Annotated in this window: 12 protein-coding genes and 1 pseudogene; 7 read left to right on the forward strand and 6 right to left on the reverse strand. The window is 70.3% G+C overall.

Features of this window, described 5'->3' with window-relative positions; translation table 11 throughout:
- Positions 1 to 12 precede the first annotated feature (12 nt).
- Entirely contained in the window at positions 13 to 843 is an 831-nt protein-coding gene (locus F8566_RS48695; RefSeq protein WP_151571169.1) for a LysR family transcriptional regulator, read from the forward strand.
- 8 nt (positions 844 to 851) lie between these two features.
- Here F8566_RS48695 and F8566_RS48700 read toward each other — a convergent pair.
- Positions 852 to 1,050: pseudogene (locus F8566_RS48700) on the reverse strand (transposase); the annotation flags it as partial.
- A gap of 453 nt (positions 1,051 to 1,503) precedes the next feature.
- Between F8566_RS48700 and F8566_RS48710 the strand changes: the two are divergent.
- Together F8566_RS48710 and F8566_RS48715 are read left to right on the forward strand one after the other, a co-directional pair.
- On the forward strand, positions 1,504 to 1,974 hold the full coding sequence (locus tag F8566_RS48710; RefSeq protein ID WP_151571170.1) for a nuclear transport factor 2 family protein: 471 nt from the start codon (positions 1,504 to 1,506) through the stop codon (positions 1,972 to 1,974).
- A 25-nt stretch (positions 1,975 to 1,999) separates the two neighbouring features.
- Entirely contained in the window at positions 2,000 to 2,548 is a 549-nt protein-coding gene (locus F8566_RS48715; RefSeq protein ID WP_151571172.1) for a TetR/AcrR family transcriptional regulator, read from the forward strand.
- Positions 2,549 to 2,621: 73 nt separating this feature from the next.
- Here F8566_RS48715 and F8566_RS48720 read toward each other — a convergent pair whose 3' ends face one another.
- Positions 2,622 to 6,011 (reverse strand): S8 family serine peptidase, encoded by a 3,390-nt coding sequence (locus F8566_RS48720; RefSeq protein ID WP_151571174.1) that lies wholly within the window; start codon positions 6,009 to 6,011, stop codon positions 2,622 to 2,624.
- Between the two features lie 173 nt (positions 6,012 to 6,184).
- Between F8566_RS48720 and F8566_RS48725 the strand changes: the two genes are divergently transcribed.
- Both F8566_RS48725 and F8566_RS48730 read left to right on the forward strand, forming a co-directional pair.
- Positions 6,185 to 6,682 carry a MarR family winged helix-turn-helix transcriptional regulator gene (locus tag F8566_RS48725; protein ID WP_151571176.1) on the forward strand — a complete coding sequence of 166 codons (498 nt, stop codon included), beginning with the start codon at positions 6,185 to 6,187 and terminating at the stop codon, positions 6,680 to 6,682.
- Positions 6,683 to 6,752: 70 nt separating this feature from the next.
- Positions 6,753 to 7,811 (forward strand): beta propeller repeat protein, encoded by a 1,059-nt coding sequence (locus F8566_RS48730; RefSeq protein WP_151571178.1) that lies wholly within the window; start codon positions 6,753 to 6,755, stop codon positions 7,809 to 7,811.
- Here F8566_RS48730 and F8566_RS48735 read toward each other — a convergent pair whose 3' ends face one another.
- The 3 genes from F8566_RS48735 to F8566_RS48750 form a co-directional block, all read right to left on the reverse strand.
- Positions 7,812 to 8,378: an HD domain-containing protein gene (locus tag F8566_RS48735; protein WP_225994221.1), complete on the reverse strand. Its 567-nt coding sequence runs from the start codon at positions 8,376 to 8,378 to the stop codon at positions 7,812 to 7,814.
- 23 nt (positions 8,379 to 8,401) lie between these two features.
- Positions 8,402 to 8,977, reverse strand: a complete 576-nt coding sequence (locus tag F8566_RS48740) for an SMI1/KNR4 family protein (RefSeq protein WP_318836484.1) — start codon at positions 8,975 to 8,977, stop codon at positions 8,402 to 8,404.
- A gap of 511 nt (positions 8,978 to 9,488) precedes the next feature.
- Entirely contained in the window at positions 9,489 to 9,707 is a 219-nt protein-coding gene (locus tag F8566_RS48750; protein ID WP_151571186.1) for a hypothetical protein, read from the reverse strand.
- A 71-nt stretch (positions 9,708 to 9,778) separates the two neighbouring features.
- Between F8566_RS48750 and F8566_RS48755 the strand changes: the two genes are divergently transcribed.
- Both F8566_RS48755 and F8566_RS48760 read left to right on the forward strand, forming a co-directional pair.
- On the forward strand, positions 9,779 to 10,351 hold the full coding sequence (locus F8566_RS48755) for a TetR/AcrR family transcriptional regulator (RefSeq protein ID WP_151571188.1): 573 nt from the start codon (positions 9,779 to 9,781) through the stop codon (positions 10,349 to 10,351).
- A gap of 70 nt (positions 10,352 to 10,421) precedes the next feature.
- Positions 10,422 to 11,501, forward strand: coding sequence for an SDR family oxidoreductase (locus tag F8566_RS48760; protein WP_151571190.1), 1,080 nt, complete (start codon positions 10,422 to 10,424; stop codon positions 11,499 to 11,501).
- A 95-nt stretch (positions 11,502 to 11,596) separates the two neighbouring features.
- On the opposite strand, the gene F8566_RS48765 is transcribed toward F8566_RS48760, so the two are convergent.
- Positions 11,597 to 14,488 carry an Rne/Rng family ribonuclease gene (locus F8566_RS48765; RefSeq protein ID WP_151571192.1) on the reverse strand — a complete coding sequence of 964 codons (2,892 nt, stop codon included), beginning with the start codon at positions 14,486 to 14,488 and terminating at the stop codon, positions 11,597 to 11,599.
- Positions 14,489 to 14,626: the final 138 nt, after the last annotated feature.

A 14,626-nucleotide genomic window follows, 5' to 3' on the forward strand; every position in this document is an offset into this window, starting at 1 on the left:
TACGGTGAGAGCATGGAGACGCGAGAGTTGCGGTACTTCGTCGCCGTCGCCGAGGAACTCCATTTCGGCCGCGCCGCCGAGCGCCTCGGGATCGCCCAGCCGCCCCTCTCGCGGGCGATCAAGCAGCTGGAACGCCGCCTGGGCGTTCAGCTTCTCGAACGTACCAGCCGTACGGTCGAACTCACCGAGGCCGGAAAGGTCCTGCTCAGAGAGGGCCGGGCTGCCCTCGACGCGGTCGACGCCGCCGCCCGCCGCACCCGCCGCGCCGCCGCCGGGGAGCCGAAACTGGTGCTGGTCACCAAGGCCGGGGCGTCGGGTGAACTGCTGCCCAAACTCCTGGACGCCTACGCCGCCGAACCCGGCGCGGTCTCCGTCGAGGTCCTGCTGTGCGGGATCGGGCAGCAGGAGCGGCTGCTCCGCGACGGCCGGGCCGACGTGGGCCTGCTGCACAGGCCGTTCGACTCGACGACCGGCCTGGACATCGAGGAGCTGAGCACCGAGGGCCAGATTCTGGTCCTGCCGAAAGACCATCCCCTCGAAAGCCGTACGGACCTGCGCATGGCCGACATCGCCGGCCTTCCGCTGCCACGCTGGCCGCACAGCGACGGCGGCTACCCCGACGGACCGGGACCCGAGGTGCACGACCACGCCCAGCTCCTGCAGCTGATCGCGCTGGGCAGGGCGGTGGCCCTACTGCCGGAGACCGCCCGGACCCATCTCCGCCGCGACCTGGCCTTCGTGCCGATCCTGGACGCGCCGACCGTCACCACCGTGATCGCCTGGCCGCCGCACAGCCGGTCCCTGGCCCTCGCCGGGCTGATCCAGACGGCCACCCGCCTTTAGAGCTGGACTCATGTGGCGGGGCAGCGGTAGCAGATGAGTGTGCAGGCAATGGCGGCGAAAGCCAGGAAATGGTCGCCTGTGCGTTCGTAGCGGCGGTGCAGGCGGCGGCAGCCGTTCAACCATGCCATCAGGCGTTCTACGACCCAGCGGTATCGGCCGAGCCTGGTGGAGGAGTCGATGCCGAGTCCGGGCGATGCGCGGGGTGATCTCCGCGCTGGCGTAGCCATTGGCGATGCCGGGCGAAGTCGTCGGCTCCTCAGAATCTGCCGCACGCTGGCAACTGGGTACTGTGATCGCCCTCACCGACGACACGGGTCGACTGCTCTGGGTCTCGGCGGCCCGGCCCGGACATACCTCGGAGATCACCGCCTGCCGTCACGACCGGCTCACCGTCAGGCTGCGGGCGGCCGGCCTCGGAGCCGTATCCGACCCGGGATTCGTCGGGCTCGACGACAGCGGTCCCGACGCCGATCCGGCGGTGATCACCGGTTACAACGCCGCCCGGAGCCGAGCCGCCGCCCGCCGCCGAGGGGCGTTTTCTAAACGCCATCCTCTGCGTGAACCAGGCCGGGCTCCCCTGGCGTCACCTCCTGCTCGACCACCCGAACAACGACTCACGGCGTGGTAGGTTATAGGTCGACCACTAACATAGGAGCGAAAATGACGGTCAAGGAAGACGCCGCCCGCCGCGCCGCTGCCCAGCACGCCGTGGCCGAGCACCTGCGCCTCACCGCTGCCGGCCACACCGAGGAGTGGGTGAAGCTGTTCGCCCCGGACGCGGTGCTCGAGTTCCCGTACGCCCCGGCCGGCGTGCCTCAGCGGGTCACAGGGCGAGACGCACTGCGCGCGCACATGAGCAACTTTCCCAAGACCTTTGACGTGGAGTTCGTCGACCTGGTGTTCCACGAGACGGTCGATCCGAGTCTGGTGATCGCCGAATTCCGCTCGAAGGGCACGGCCCTGCCGACCGGCAAGCCGTACGAGCAGACGTGCATCTCCGTCGTCCGGACCGATGGCGACGCGCGGATCATCCACTACCTGGACTACTGGAACCCGCTGGTGGCGATCGAGGCGCTCACCTCCCACGACGTGCCGTCCGACGCCGACCGCAGCGTGGCTTTTGGAGGCTGAGGGGAGCCGTGCTTGACTGACGCCCATGCCTGCCGCCGGTACCAGCACGAAGAGCGACGAACGACGTCGGGCCATCGTGGCCGCCGCGGTCGACTGCTTCGCGCAAAAGGGTTTCTACGGTACGACGACGCACGAGATCGCAGACTGGGTCGGCGTCTCTCAGCCGTATCTCTATCGCCTGTACCCGAACAAGGAAGCACTGTTCGCGGCGGTGGTCGACCACGTGTCCGTCGTCATGACCGACACGCTGGTCACTCACTCGCCGGCGTCGGATGGGGCCAGGCCGGCGCCCGAGGCGGCGTTGGACGCGGCGCGCGGCGCCTACGCCGCGCTCGTCGCGGACCGGAACATCCTGCGTTTCCTCATGCACGCGAACTGTGCCACCGGCGAGCCGCTGGTGGAGCAGGCCGTGCGCCGGTGCTACGCCAAGCAGGTTGACACCGTTCGGCAGCTGCTGGGCGACGACGAGGCCGTGCGGCGCTGGTTCGGCGCCGGAATGCTCGACAACGTGGTCGCCGTGCTGGGTCTGGCCGACATCGATGAGCCGTGGGCGCACGTCCTCACCGCTCGATGACCCGACACTGGCAGGGAAGGGCCCCGCGCGAAGGGCCGGTGTGGGTCTCGTGCGGGGCCGGTTCAGAAAGGGATCAGCGGATTCTGTAAGCGCGGATGATGTCCTGGTCGATGGCGTTGCCCTTGGCGTCCGTGGCGTGGACGCGAATGGAGACGCCCTGGCCGGAGGTCGCCTTGGGCAGGGGGGCGCTGAAGCGGCCGGATCCCAGGGACGTGACCTGCGCCGACTGCCAGGTCTTGCCGTCGTCCAGGGACGTCCAGAGCTTCAGGCTCTTGCCCGCCGGGACGTCGAACGTGGCGGGCTTGCCCGTGGGCTTGCCGAGCAGGTCGAGCGCCAGGTCGTAGTCCACGGTCACCAGTGGGAGGGCCACGCTCTCCTGTCCCGACGGCGCTGCCGAACGGAACGTCCACTTCGTGGAGGTCCGCACCGACACGGGTAGCACGTCGGACGCGTCGTTCTCGTACGTCAGCTCGTAGTTCGCCGCGCGGGTGGGAACGGCGAAGCGGGCAGGACGGTCATGGCTGTCGCCGTCGTACTCGCCGATCTTCTTGCCGTCCGCGCTGAGCGCCATGCGCCTGCCCTTGACGCCGTCGAGAATGCAGTCCCAGCCGTCCGGACGCGCCTGCATGTCGACGAGTGCGATCGTCATCTCGCCCCGCGTACGGGCCGTCTGCGCGGGTTGGCACTGGTTGTCGGTGAGGTTCGGCTGGTTGGCGGGGCCCGGCCTCAGCGGCTGGCGGCCCCAGGTGAGGGTCGTCCTGCTGCCCGGCTTGAACTCGGAGGCCGGAGGGAGATCGACCCACTCGATGGTGCGCGGAGCTCCATAGCCGAACCAGATCGTGCCGGCCGGCGCCAGCAGGTAGTCGGTCCGGGTGGAGCCCGCCGGCACGTCGCTGGACGAGTCGGCCAGCTGCAGCCCCTCGGGCGTGACCCCGACGCGCCGTTCGCGCATGTCCATGGAGGTGTCGCCGTCGAACGCGGCGAACCGCTGCTCCACCTGGGCCATCCGCGCCTGGTCGGCCGGGGTGATCACGGTGGCGGGGTCGCCGGTCGAGAAGGGCTCGATCAGGTCGTACACCTTCCCGGGCGCGGTCAGCCGGTGTCCGCCGTACGCCTTGAGGCTGCCGGTCTGGACGCCGCCCATCGGCTGGACGTACACGGTCTGGCCCTCCGCCATGCCGTTGTAGAGCATCGTGGCCCAGGAGCCCTGCCGGAGCGTCCGGAGGAGGGCGGCCGTCGTCGTGACCTCCTTGGTCTCCAGTCCCTGCACGCTCGCCTTGACAGGCTTCGCCACGGATCCGTCCAGGGTGACCGTGAGGTCCCGGTCGACGAGCACCTCGGGAGTACCGGCTATGGCGCCGCGCATGACCTCACCGTTGCCGTCGGTGTCGTACACCTTGCCCAGCACGCCGTAGCGGCCCGCGGGCACGCGCACCTGGGTCGTCCCCTCGGTGTTGACCTCAGTCCAGTTGCTGTAGATCGCGGCGTTGGCGAGGTTCATGATCTCGGCTTTCGCCGTGGTCTTCCCCTCGGCCGAGTTCGGTAGGGGCTTGGCCACGATGGTGAGGGTGTGGCTCGGTGGCTCGACGTAGAACGTCACGGGCGTGCGGATCGTCACGCCCCCGCCCTTGGCGGTCACCTCCGCTGTGTAGAGGCCAGGGGCCTTGGGTGCCTTGACCTCGAACGCGACATGGTTGCTGCCGCCCGCCGGGATCTCCACCGTCGCGGGCACGGACGCCACTCCGGAGATGATCCTGCCCTCGCGATCGGTGACCTTGACGGACAGGTCGAGCGAGGCCGCGCCCGCCGTGGACCTCCAGCCGATCTTGGCGGACAGCGCCGGGTGCGCGGGGTACGCGGACGTCCCCAGGTGCGGTGCGGCCAGGGCCGCGACGACCGGCGCGGTCACCGCCGTGCCCGCGTTGAGGCGTCCGGAACCCCGTTCGAAGGCGTCGCCGCCGGTGGCCGGGTCGGTGGAGCCGACGAGCGCCGCTTTGATCTGCTGGGGCGTCCAGTCCGGGTGCCTTTGCAGGACGAGTGCCGCGGCGCCCGCGACGTGCGGAGCCGCCATGGACGTGCCCGAGGAGGACGTGTACTCGGCGTCGAGCACGTTGCCCATCCTGGTGCCCTGGGCGCGGGCCGCGATGATGTCGACGCCGGGTGCGACGATCTCGGGCTTGGCGGCGTACCGGCCAGTGCGCGGGCCGCGGCTGGAGAACTCGGCGAGCTTGTCGGACCCGTTGACGGCACCGACCGCGAGGGCCTCGTCGGCCGTCGCCGGGGTGGAGACGGAGGAGATCTCCCCTGCGTTGCCCGCCGCCACGACGAACAGGGTGCCGTGCTTCTGGGTCAGCGTGTTGAGGGCCTCGGCCAGCGGGTCGGTGCCGTCGGACGGGTCGCCACCGAGGCTCATGTTGACGACCTTGGCGCGCGAGGCGGCCCACTCCATGCCCGCGAGCACGCCCGAGTCCGTTCCGTTGCCGTCGTCGTCCAGGACCTTGCCGATCAGCAGTTCGGCGTCCGGGGCGACGCCCTTGCGTTCACCCTTGGCTGCGGCGCCGGTGCCCGCGATGGTCGCGGCGACGTGCGTGCCGTGCCCGAACCGGTCCGCGGTGTCGGGCGACTCGCTGAAGTTCGCCGTCTCGGCGACGCGTCCCCTGAGATCCGGATGGTCCGGATCCACCCCGGTGTCCAGCACGGCGACCCTCGTCCCGCGCCCGGTGGCCCCCGCGCCCCATGCCCGCGGCGCCCCGACCTGCGTCAGGTTGCGGTCGAGCTTCCCCGCCGCCCGCGCACTGCCGGGCGTCACCGCGCCCCGCGCACTGCCGGGCAGGGCGGTCGCCGAGCGGGCACCGGCAGGGAGGGTGGTGGCCTTGAGCTTGCGGTCGAGCCAGATGTGCTTGACGCCGGTGGTCAGCGCGCGAGAGGACGTGCGGAGGCCGGCGAGCGCGTTGCCCAGGTTGGGCGCCTTGGCCCGCGGCTGGCGCACAGCGACCGCGCCGATGCTCGGCAGGGCCCGGGTCTCCCGCAGGTTCCCGCCGAGGGCGGCCTTGGCGCGGGCCGTTCCCGAGCGTTGGACGATCAGCGGCAGCTCGCGGCTGCGCGCGTCGTCGTACCCCTGCTCGATCAGCTCGGTCACATCGAACAGCGCGGGGTCGATCACCTTCCCGACCAGCCCGGTCATGTCGGCGGGCAGCACGACCACGTGGCCGTCGGGCCGGATGCTGGTGCTGAACGTCCGGTTCTTGCGCCCGCTGCCGGGGGTGACCGTCACGAGCGGCAGGCGGCCTTTGACCGGTCGGACCTTCACCATGTCGCCGGTGAGGAGCGTCACGGTCCGCGTGGGTCCGGCCGGGGCGGGCGCCGTGTCGGCACCCGCCGGGAAGGTCGGGCCGAGCGGTACGGCGAGAGCGCCTATGAGGCCCGCGCCGAGCGCGGCGCGGGCGATACGTCTAGGGGGCATTTGATCTCCTTCCACTGCGGTATCACCCGAAGGGATGGATCACGTTCCCCGAGAGGCTCAGCGGGCGCGGGACACGACAGCGCGACTCTCTGCGCGCCGGTAAGGTGAGCGCTAAGATAATTAGGGCTTGCGTGAATATCAAGTAGATGAACGCTCATCTATTTGGAGGTGTCATGGCCGACGCGGTGGCGGCGTTGATCGAGCAGTGGCGACATGAACGGCCCGATGTGGACGTCTCTCCACTCGCCGTGGTGGCCCGGGTCATGCGGATCTCCCGCCTGTGGGACAAGGAGATCAAGGACTTCCTGGCCGGTCATGATCTTGAGCCGGGCGAGTTCGACATGCTGTCCACCCTGCGGCGGTCGGGAGAGCCCTACGAGCTGACCGCCGGCGCGTTCCTCAAGGCCTCATTGGTGACCACCGGAGCGATCACCCTGCGGGTCGACCGGATGGACGCCAAGGGCCTGGTCACCCGAGTGCGCGACGAGGGCGACCGGCGTTCGGTCAAGATCCGGCTCACCCCGCGCGGCCTGGAGGTGATCAACCGGGTGCTTCCGCTGCATCTGGCGAACGAGGCGCGCCTCCTGGAGGCGTTGGACGAAGGGGAGAAGGGGGAACTCGCGTCGATGTTGTGCCGCCTGCTCGAGTCCTACGGGGATACGAGCAACTAAGGACTGTTCCAGCAAACACTGGCATGGTTGAATCTCGGCAGTGCGCCTAGCCCTTCCCCGGGAGCAGCCGATGAGACCAACCGTGTTCGTCGTGTTCGTCCTTGCCGTTGCGAGCCTGTTCGCCGGCCCGAGCGCCTTCGCGGCGGAGCCACGGGAGCTTCGCGGTGCAGCCACTCCGTGGTTGTGGCCGCGCAGCGGGCTGGAGGCCGTCTCGGCCACCGGGCCGGACGATGTCTGGGCTGCCGGCTACCAGGGCTATCAGGGCATCGACTGGTCGGTTCCCGGGTGGGGCGCGGGGACCATCCACGTCCTGCCGCCCAAGGGCGCGGTCGTCCGGTGGAACGGGTGGTCCTGGAAGACGTACGACCTGCCGGGTTTCGGCGGCGACGGAGTGGTCCGGGAGATCAACGCGGTGGCGCCGGACAACGTTTGGGTGACCGGCACACTCCACCCCCACGACAGCAGCAAGCTGGCGCCGTACGTCGCGCGGTGGGACGGGGTCACATGGCATCAAGTGCACAAGCCCGAGAGCGGGTGCTGGCCGAAGAAGCCGGCGGCCGATTCCAGCGGCGCGTGGTTCGCTTGCGGCGGGGGCCTCTACCGGTGGGAGAACGGGCAGTGGAGCAAGCAGGAGGTCGGCGCGCCCAACGGATGCTGCATGGCCGTCGAGAGGATCTCGGTGGTCTCTGACACCTCTGCCTGGGCCGCCTCGACTTGGGGGATCTTGCACTGGGACGGGCAGCGGTGGACCAACGTGCTCAAGGAGGAACAGACGCACTGGATCGACGTCCTGGCGGTCTCTGACACCGATGTATGGGTCAAGGGGAGGTACTCCGGCGGATCCGCCTACACGCAGGTCAGCCGACGCTGGGATGGACAGACGTGGCGTGACGTCCCCCACACGCCGTCCAACGAACAACTGATCAGGACCGGCGACGGCAACCTGTGGGCCCTCCAGACGTACTGGGGCGACCTCTACCGGTTGGACGGCGACACCTGGACGGAGGTGACATTGCCCGTTCCCGCTGACGGCAACGTCACCGGCGGCACGGCCATCCCGGGGAGCCCGGCCCTGTGGCTCGTCGGCAAGTCCAAGAACGTGCCGATCGTGATCAACAACGTGGGCTGATCAAGGGGAGTCGCCGAGGGCTTGGGCCAGCCACTCCAGCGAGCCGGTCGCAAGGGCCTCCTCCGCCAGCCGTTTGGCGGAGGAGGTCTGGAGCCGGGCCAGCGAACTGTCGATCCACGGCTGGGTGTTCCGGTTGCCCTGCTCGCGGTACTCGATGGCCTGGATGAGGCATTCGAGCTTGTCCGCGTCGCGCGCGCAGGCGGCTTCACGGCTCGTCCCACCCTCGTACTCCCCCACCGCCCCAGTGATCATCGTCAGGACCGGCTGCGGCAGGCCGCGCGTCTGGTGCTCGGTGACCTCTTCGTTCGACGCCTTGGTCACGTACGGCCTGGCCAGGTAAGGAAGGTCGGTGAGCCGCGTCTCCTGGCTGTCGTGGAAGAGGCTGAGCATCACCGCGCGGTCGGGATTCGCGCCTTCCATCGCGGCGAGGACACCCGCGATGACCGCCGCACGGAACGAATGATCGGCGATGCTCTCGGGGTCACCGACTCCTGCGACGAGCCACCCGGTGCGCTTGTAGCGCTTGAGAAGCCCGATCTCGTACAGGAATCCCGTCAGCCTCGCCATCTCGCCCGGCATGTCCACCCCGTTCAAGGCGCCGCGAGCCGATCGGCCGCCGAGCTCCACGGCGACGGCTCCGGCAACTCCTCATCGCCGTCATAGTCATCTACGCTGAACCAGCCGCTGTCGTTGAGCCAGCTCTCCAGCCAGTCTTCCAGCGAAGCGGCATCGACGAACCAGGCCTTCGTCCAGTCGCCGTCGATACCGTTCGGCTCGAAGAGCAGGACGGAGGCCCGCTCGTTCTGGCAGTCCACGGCGGCGTACATGCCACAACCCCAGGTGAGGATAGGCAGGACGCCCGCTGGCCAATGCGGATTGCCCCCGTCAGACGACTCGGCGCGTTCTTCCTGATAGATGCCCACCGCTGTGAGCTCACCCGCGTTCAGCGGATAGAGCTGGTAGTCGGGGCCGAAGCCACCGTCGGCGATCTCCACGTACAACCGCGCGAGCAGAGGCGGCAGCGTGAAGCCCAAGGCCTCCTCGGCCGCCGCGACCTCTGCGGCGGAGAGACCTGGAGGCAACTCAGGGGTGGTCTCGCGGGCCTTGGCCGCAACTCGTCGAACGAGAGAATCAAGATCCGTCACACCGCAGATCCTCCCAGCCACCTCCGACGAACGCGCCCGTTCGATCAACTCCGCATCCGTTCACCCGCCCGTGCCCGTCCACCTATGCCTCGACCGGTCGCCCACGCTGCAGCCAATCACCCTCACGCCACCGACACGCCCTGTCGAACGCCCACGCCCCCATCGGGCCGCCGACGCTGCGACCAACCACCCACACCTCCATCGGCCGCCCACCCTGCCGCCGGTCACCCCACCCCGACCATCCACCCACACTGCGGCCGCCCACCCCAGCCTCGATCGGTCGCCCACGCCTCGGGCGATCGCCCCGCCTCGGCCGGTCACCCCGCCCCGGTCGTCCATGCCTCGATCGGTCGTCCTTGCTGCGGCCGGTCGCCCACGCCTCGGCCGGTCACCCCGCCCCGGCCGGTCGCCCCACCTCGGCCGGTCACTCCGCCTCGGCCGGTCGCCCCACCTCGGTCGATCGCTCCCACCTCGGTCGTCCATGCCTCGATCGGTCGTCCTTGCTGCGGCTGGTCGTCCAGGGCACGGCCGGTCAATCGATGCCTCGGTCGCGGACCTGGCGGCGGAGCTCGGCGGCGCTGAAGGGGGTCTCGGCGGCGAGTTCCTCGACACTCGTGCCGGACCGTACAGCTTTGGCCGCGGCGTCGAAGAGCGCGACCCTGGCGTCCTCTTCCTGCTTGCGGGCATCCTCATAACGAGTGGCGGCGAGCTGGAACTCGGCGTCGGCTCGGGATGTGTCGTCTCCAGGCATACACACGACCGTAGCGAACCGACCTCTGCATCAGTTGGACAAGATTATGTAGATCGGTCTAATTTGGGCGCATGGCTGTCAAGGGTGACGAGACGCGGGCACGGCTGATCGACGCCGCGCGCACGCTGGTCGAGGCGCGGGGCTACTTCGGCGTGGGGCTCAACCAGGTGCTCGAAGCCGGCAAGGCTCCCCGCGGCTCGCTCTACCACCACTTCCCCGGCGGCAAGGACCAGCTGACCGCGGAGGCCCTCACCGCCTCCGGCCAGGAGATCGACGCCTTGATCCGGAGCCTCGCGGATGCCGTTCCCGATACGAGAACACTGATCGAGTCGATCCTGGACGCGCTGGCCGACCGGATGGAGGGGGCCGAGTACGCCAAGGGCTGCCCGATCGCCACGGTCGCTCTGGAGGTCGCGGCCACCAACGACTCGCTGCAGAAAGTCTGCGCGGACACCTACGGCGGCTGGCAGCAGGCGCTTGCGGACCGCCTGGTCGCCGATGGCCGCACACATGACCAAGCCGAGGACCTGGCTTGCTCCCTGCTCGCCCTGATCGAGGGGGCGCTCGTCCTGGCCCGCGCCCAGCGCAGTCGAACGCCCATTGACCGGGCACGACGTTCCGCCGTGATCCTGCTCAACGCCTGAGCCCTGCCTCAGCCACGCCGGGCATCCGCATGTCCTCGAAATATGTAGATCGGTCTATTAGGAGACGTCCATGCCTGACCGACCCGACACCTTGGTCGTCGGCGCGACCGGCCTCATCGGCCGGTGGCTGACCGCAGAGCTCCTGGCTCAGGGCCGGTCGGTAGCCGTGACCGTCCGAAACGACCCCGCTCGCGGCGCCGAACTCCGCACTTGGCTGCGTCAGCACGACATCGACGATCAAGCGCTCACCGTCATCACCGCCGACATGATCCAGCCGGGGCTCGGGCTCGCCCAGGAGGACCAAGACCGGCTGAGTTCAGTGCGGGACGTCTTCAACACCGCCGGGGTGTACCGCTTCGGCATGAGCCGTGAAGAGGCCCGGCGGACCAACGTCGACGGGGCCGTGAACGTCGTCCGCTGGGCCGGTGCACGCCCGCACCTGCGACGCCTGATTCACATATCCGGATACCGCGTCGGCACGACAGAGGCCGCCCTGGCCTCCGAGGACCAGCTGACCAGCCTCTACCAGCGCCTCGGCGCGTACGAGGCGTCAAAGCGTGAAGGCGACTCAGCCGTACGGATCATCGCCGCGCGGCAGGGCGTTCCCCTGACCGTGGTCAATCCAGCCACCGTGATCGGGCACTCGGTCACGGGCGAATCCGGGCAGTACATCGGCCTCGCCGAAATGGTCGAGAACCTGTGGGCCGGACGGCTCCCCGCCCTGGCCGGCACCCGGCGCACGTTCGTCCCCGTGGTCACCGTCGATCACCTCGCCCGCTTCCTGGCCGCCGTACCCGAACACGACCATGAGCCCTGCCGCGCGCACTGGCTGCTGGACGACGCCACCCCTCCGCTGCCCGACCTGATCGCGCTCCTGGCCCGGCACCTCGGCGTGCGCGCACCACGCCTGGTCCTGCCGCTCGGCCTCGTACGACGATTGCCCCGCGCGCTCACCCGAGCCGACCCCGAGACGCTGACCTTCCTTTCCGAAGATCGCTACGACACCTCATCCGCCGATGAGCTTGCGGCCGCCGCCGGGCTCAGCCACCCGCCCGTGCAGGACGCCCTGCGCCGCTGGGCCGACCGGCTCGTGGCAGAACGATTCGGCCACACCCGCCCGCCAGTGACCGGGGGATCCAGTCCCCGCTGATCCGCAATGTGCATCGGCGCTGATGCCGAAGACGCCCCGCCGTTCACGAGTGAACGGCGGGGCGTCGTCAAACCGCTACGGCACTACTCAGATCGTCAGTCTTCGGTCGTGCTCTCGGCCTTGGCGCGGGGACGGCGGGTGCGGCTGCGGCGGCGGCCGTTGCTGGCGGCGGTCTCCTCTTCGGCGGGGGCGGCGCCGTTGAGGTCGGCCTCGGCCGAGCCCGGCTCCAGGGTGCCGGGGACGGTCTCGGTGGCCTCGATCGCGGCTTCGGCGGCCTCGGCGGCGGCCTCTTCGGCGGGCTCGTCGGTCTTGGCGAGCTTGTCCTCGACGGCCTTCTCGATGTCGCCCTTGCGCTTGCGGCGGCGGCCGCCCTCCTTGGTGGCCTTGCCGTCCGGCTTGGGCTCGACAGGCGTCAGGTGAACGTGGATGCCGCGGCCGTTGCAGGACTCGCAGGTCTCCGAGAACGCCTCCAGGAGGCCCTGGCCGACGCGCTTGCGGGTCATCTGGACCAGGCCCAGCGAGGTGACCTCGGCGACCTGGTGCTTGGTACGGTCCCGTGACAGGCACTCGACCATGCGGCGCAGGACCAGGTCGCGGTTGCTCTCCAGGACCATGTCGATGAAGTCGATCACGACGATGCCGCCGATGTCGCGCAGGCGGAGCTGGCGGACGATCTCCTCGGCCGCTTCGAGGTTGTTGCGGGTGACCGTCTCCTCGAGGTTGCCGCCCTGGCCGGTGAACTTGCCGGTGTTGACGTCGATGACCGTCATGGCCTCGGTGCGGTCGATGACCAGGGAGCCGCCGGACGGCAGCCACACCTTGCGGTCGAGGGCCTTGGCGATCTGCTCGTCGATCCGGTACGCGCCCAGGACGTCCTGGTCGCCGACCCAGCGTTCGACGCGGTCACCCAGGTGCGGCGCCACGTACTGGACGTAGTCGGAGACCGTGTCCCACGCGTCGGCACCGGCGACGACGAGCTTGGTGAAGTCCTCGTTGAAGATGTCGCGGACGACGCGGATCGTCAGATCGGGCTCGCCGTAGAGCAGGGAGGGCGCCGAAGCGGTCTTGACCTGCTTCTGGATGTTGTCCCACTGGGCGGCCAGGCGGGAGACGTCGCGCGAGAGCTCTTCCTCGGTCGCGCCCTCGGCGGCGGTACGGACGATGACGCCCGCGTTCTCCGGCATGACCTTCTTGAGGATCGACTTGAGCCGGCTGCGCTCCTTGTCGGGCAGCTTGCGGCTGATGCCGGTCATCGAGCCGTCGGGCACGTAGACCAGGTAGCGGCCGGGCAGGGACACCTGGCTGGTCAGGCGGGCGCCCTTGTGCCCGAGCGGGTCCTTGGTGACCTGGACCAGGACGGACTGCCCGGACTTGAGCGCGGACTCGATGCGGCGGGGCTGGCCCTCCAGGCCGGCGACGTCCCAGTTGACCTCGCCCGCGTACAGGACGGCGTTGCGACCCTTGCCGATGTCGACGAACGCCGCCTCCATCGAGGGCAGGACGTTCTGGACCTTGCCGAGGTAGACGTTGCCCACGTAGGACTGGTGCGTCGCGCGGTTGACGTAGTGCTCGACGAGCACGTCGTCCTCGAGAACGGCGATCTGGGTGCGCTCGCCCTCCTGGCGGACCACCATGACGCGCTCGACGGACTCGCGGCGAGCCAGGAACTCGGCCTCGGTGATCACCGGCGGGCGGCGCCGACCCTGCTCGCGGCCCTCGCGGCGGCGCTGCTTCTTGGCCTCCAGGCGGGTGGAACCGCGGACCGACTGCACCTCGTCCTCGGCTGCGCGGGACTCCGCGCTCCGCACCGCCCGGACGTGGGTGACGGTGTTGGGCGGGTCGTCGGGGCCGTCGGCGTCGGTGGTACCGGAGCGGCGGCGCCGGCGGCGCCGGCGGCGGCTGGAGCCACCAGCCGAATCGTCCTCGTCGGTCTCGTCGCCTTCGTCGGCCTGGTCGGCCTCGGCGGCCTGCTCCTCCTTGGCCTCCTTGGCCTCCTGGGCGGCCTTGCGGGAACGGGACGCCCTCGTGCTCTTGGCCGGCTCGGCGCTCTTGGCCGGCTCGGCTTCCTTGGCGTCTTCGGCCTCGGCCTCGTCGGCCGGGCCCTCCTCGTCGCCTTCCCTGCCGGTGCGGCCACGGCCGCGGCCACCCCTGCGGCGGCGACGGCGCGACGGCTTGTCGTCGGACTCGTCGTCCTCGTCGTGCTCGGCCGCGGCCTCGTCGGCCTCGTCCTCGGCCAGGTCGGCGCCCTTGGCCTCGTCCTTCGGCTCGTCCTTGGGCTTGGCCTTGGACCTGGTCTTGGCCGGGACGGCGGCGGGCTCCGGGGCCTGGAAGACGACCATGGGCGGCTGGAAGCTCACCGAGGGCACTCCCCCGGCGGCCTGCTCACCCTCGTCGGCCTCAGCCTCCGGCTGGACGGGCGGGACGACGGGGACCGCGGGAACGACCGGAGCCTCGGCCGCGGCGCTCTTGCGGCGCGTACGGGTCCGGGTGGTCTTGGCCGGCTCCTGCGCCGGGGCGGCGGACTCCGCGGACGGGGTGCCGGCCGCCTGCTCGGCCTGGTCGGCGGCCGCCTCGACAGCCGTCTCGGTGGCAGGCCCAGCGGCAGGCTCCGTTGCCGTCTCGGTGGCCTTGGCCTTGGTGGTCTTCGCGCGGCTCGTCCGGGTGCGGGTGGCCTTCTTGGGCCGCGCGGGCTCGCCGGACGCCGCCTCGTCGGACACGGCCTCATCGGATGCGGCCTCGCCGGGGCCCGCACCGGCGGGTGCCGGAGGTGGTGTCTCCGACGCGGCGGCAGCAGCAGCGGCGGCAGCGGTCGCCGTCGTCGCGGTCGCCGCCGGGGGGGTTTCGTCGATCTCGGGCGGCGGACCGGCAGGGCGGCTGGCCGCGCGGCGGCGCGTCCTTGTGGTCCGCACGCCGGTCGTCGCGTTGGTCGCGTCAGTCGCGTTATCGGTGCCTTCGGCGTTCGCCGAATCGGCTTCGTTATCAAGCATCCGGGCAATCTCCCGTCAGGCTCCCGGGCGCGACCGTCCGTTCCGCCTCGGGCGGATCGGTGCGGTGCGCCGCACGGGAACACTCCGTCAGTCGTCGGCGCCGTCGCGTCCGGGCGGTGGCCCGGCAGCGACGACAAA

This window comes from Actinomadura rudentiformis, assembly GCF_008923185.1.
In the GTDB taxonomy this organism is placed as follows: domain Bacteria; phylum Actinomycetota; class Actinomycetes; order Streptosporangiales; family Streptosporangiaceae; genus Spirillospora; species Spirillospora rudentiformis.

Coding starts and splice junctions, on each gene's coding strand:
- F8566_RS48695 (WP_151571169.1), top strand. CDS start 13: ATGGAGACGCGAGAGTTGCGGTACTTCGTCGCCGTCGCCGAGGAACTC.
- F8566_RS48710 (WP_151571170.1), top strand. CDS start 1,504: ATGACGGTCAAGGAAGACGCCGCCCGCCGCGCCGCTGCCCAGCACGCC.
- F8566_RS48715 (WP_151571172.1), top strand. CDS start 2,000: ATGCCTGCCGCCGGTACCAGCACGAAGAGCGACGAACGACGTCGGGCC.
- F8566_RS48720 (WP_151571174.1), bottom strand. CDS start 6,011: ATGCCCCCTAGACGTATCGCCCGCGCCGCGCTCGGCGCGGGCCTCATA.
- F8566_RS48725 (WP_151571176.1), top strand. CDS start 6,185: ATGGCCGACGCGGTGGCGGCGTTGATCGAGCAGTGGCGACATGAACGG.
- F8566_RS48730 (WP_151571178.1), top strand. CDS start 6,753: ATGAGACCAACCGTGTTCGTCGTGTTCGTCCTTGCCGTTGCGAGCCTG.
- F8566_RS48735 (WP_225994221.1), bottom strand. CDS start 8,378: ATGGCGAGGCTGACGGGATTCCTGTACGAGATCGGGCTTCTCAAGCGC.
- F8566_RS48750 (WP_151571186.1), bottom strand. CDS start 9,707: ATGCCTGGAGACGACACATCCCGAGCCGACGCCGAGTTCCAGCTCGCC.
- F8566_RS48755 (WP_151571188.1), top strand. CDS start 9,779: ATGGCTGTCAAGGGTGACGAGACGCGGGCACGGCTGATCGACGCCGCG.
- F8566_RS48760 (WP_151571190.1), top strand. CDS start 10,422: ATGCCTGACCGACCCGACACCTTGGTCGTCGGCGCGACCGGCCTCATC.
- F8566_RS48765 (WP_151571192.1), bottom strand. CDS start 14,488: ATGCTTGATAACGAAGCCGATTCGGCGAACGCCGAAGGCACCGATAAC.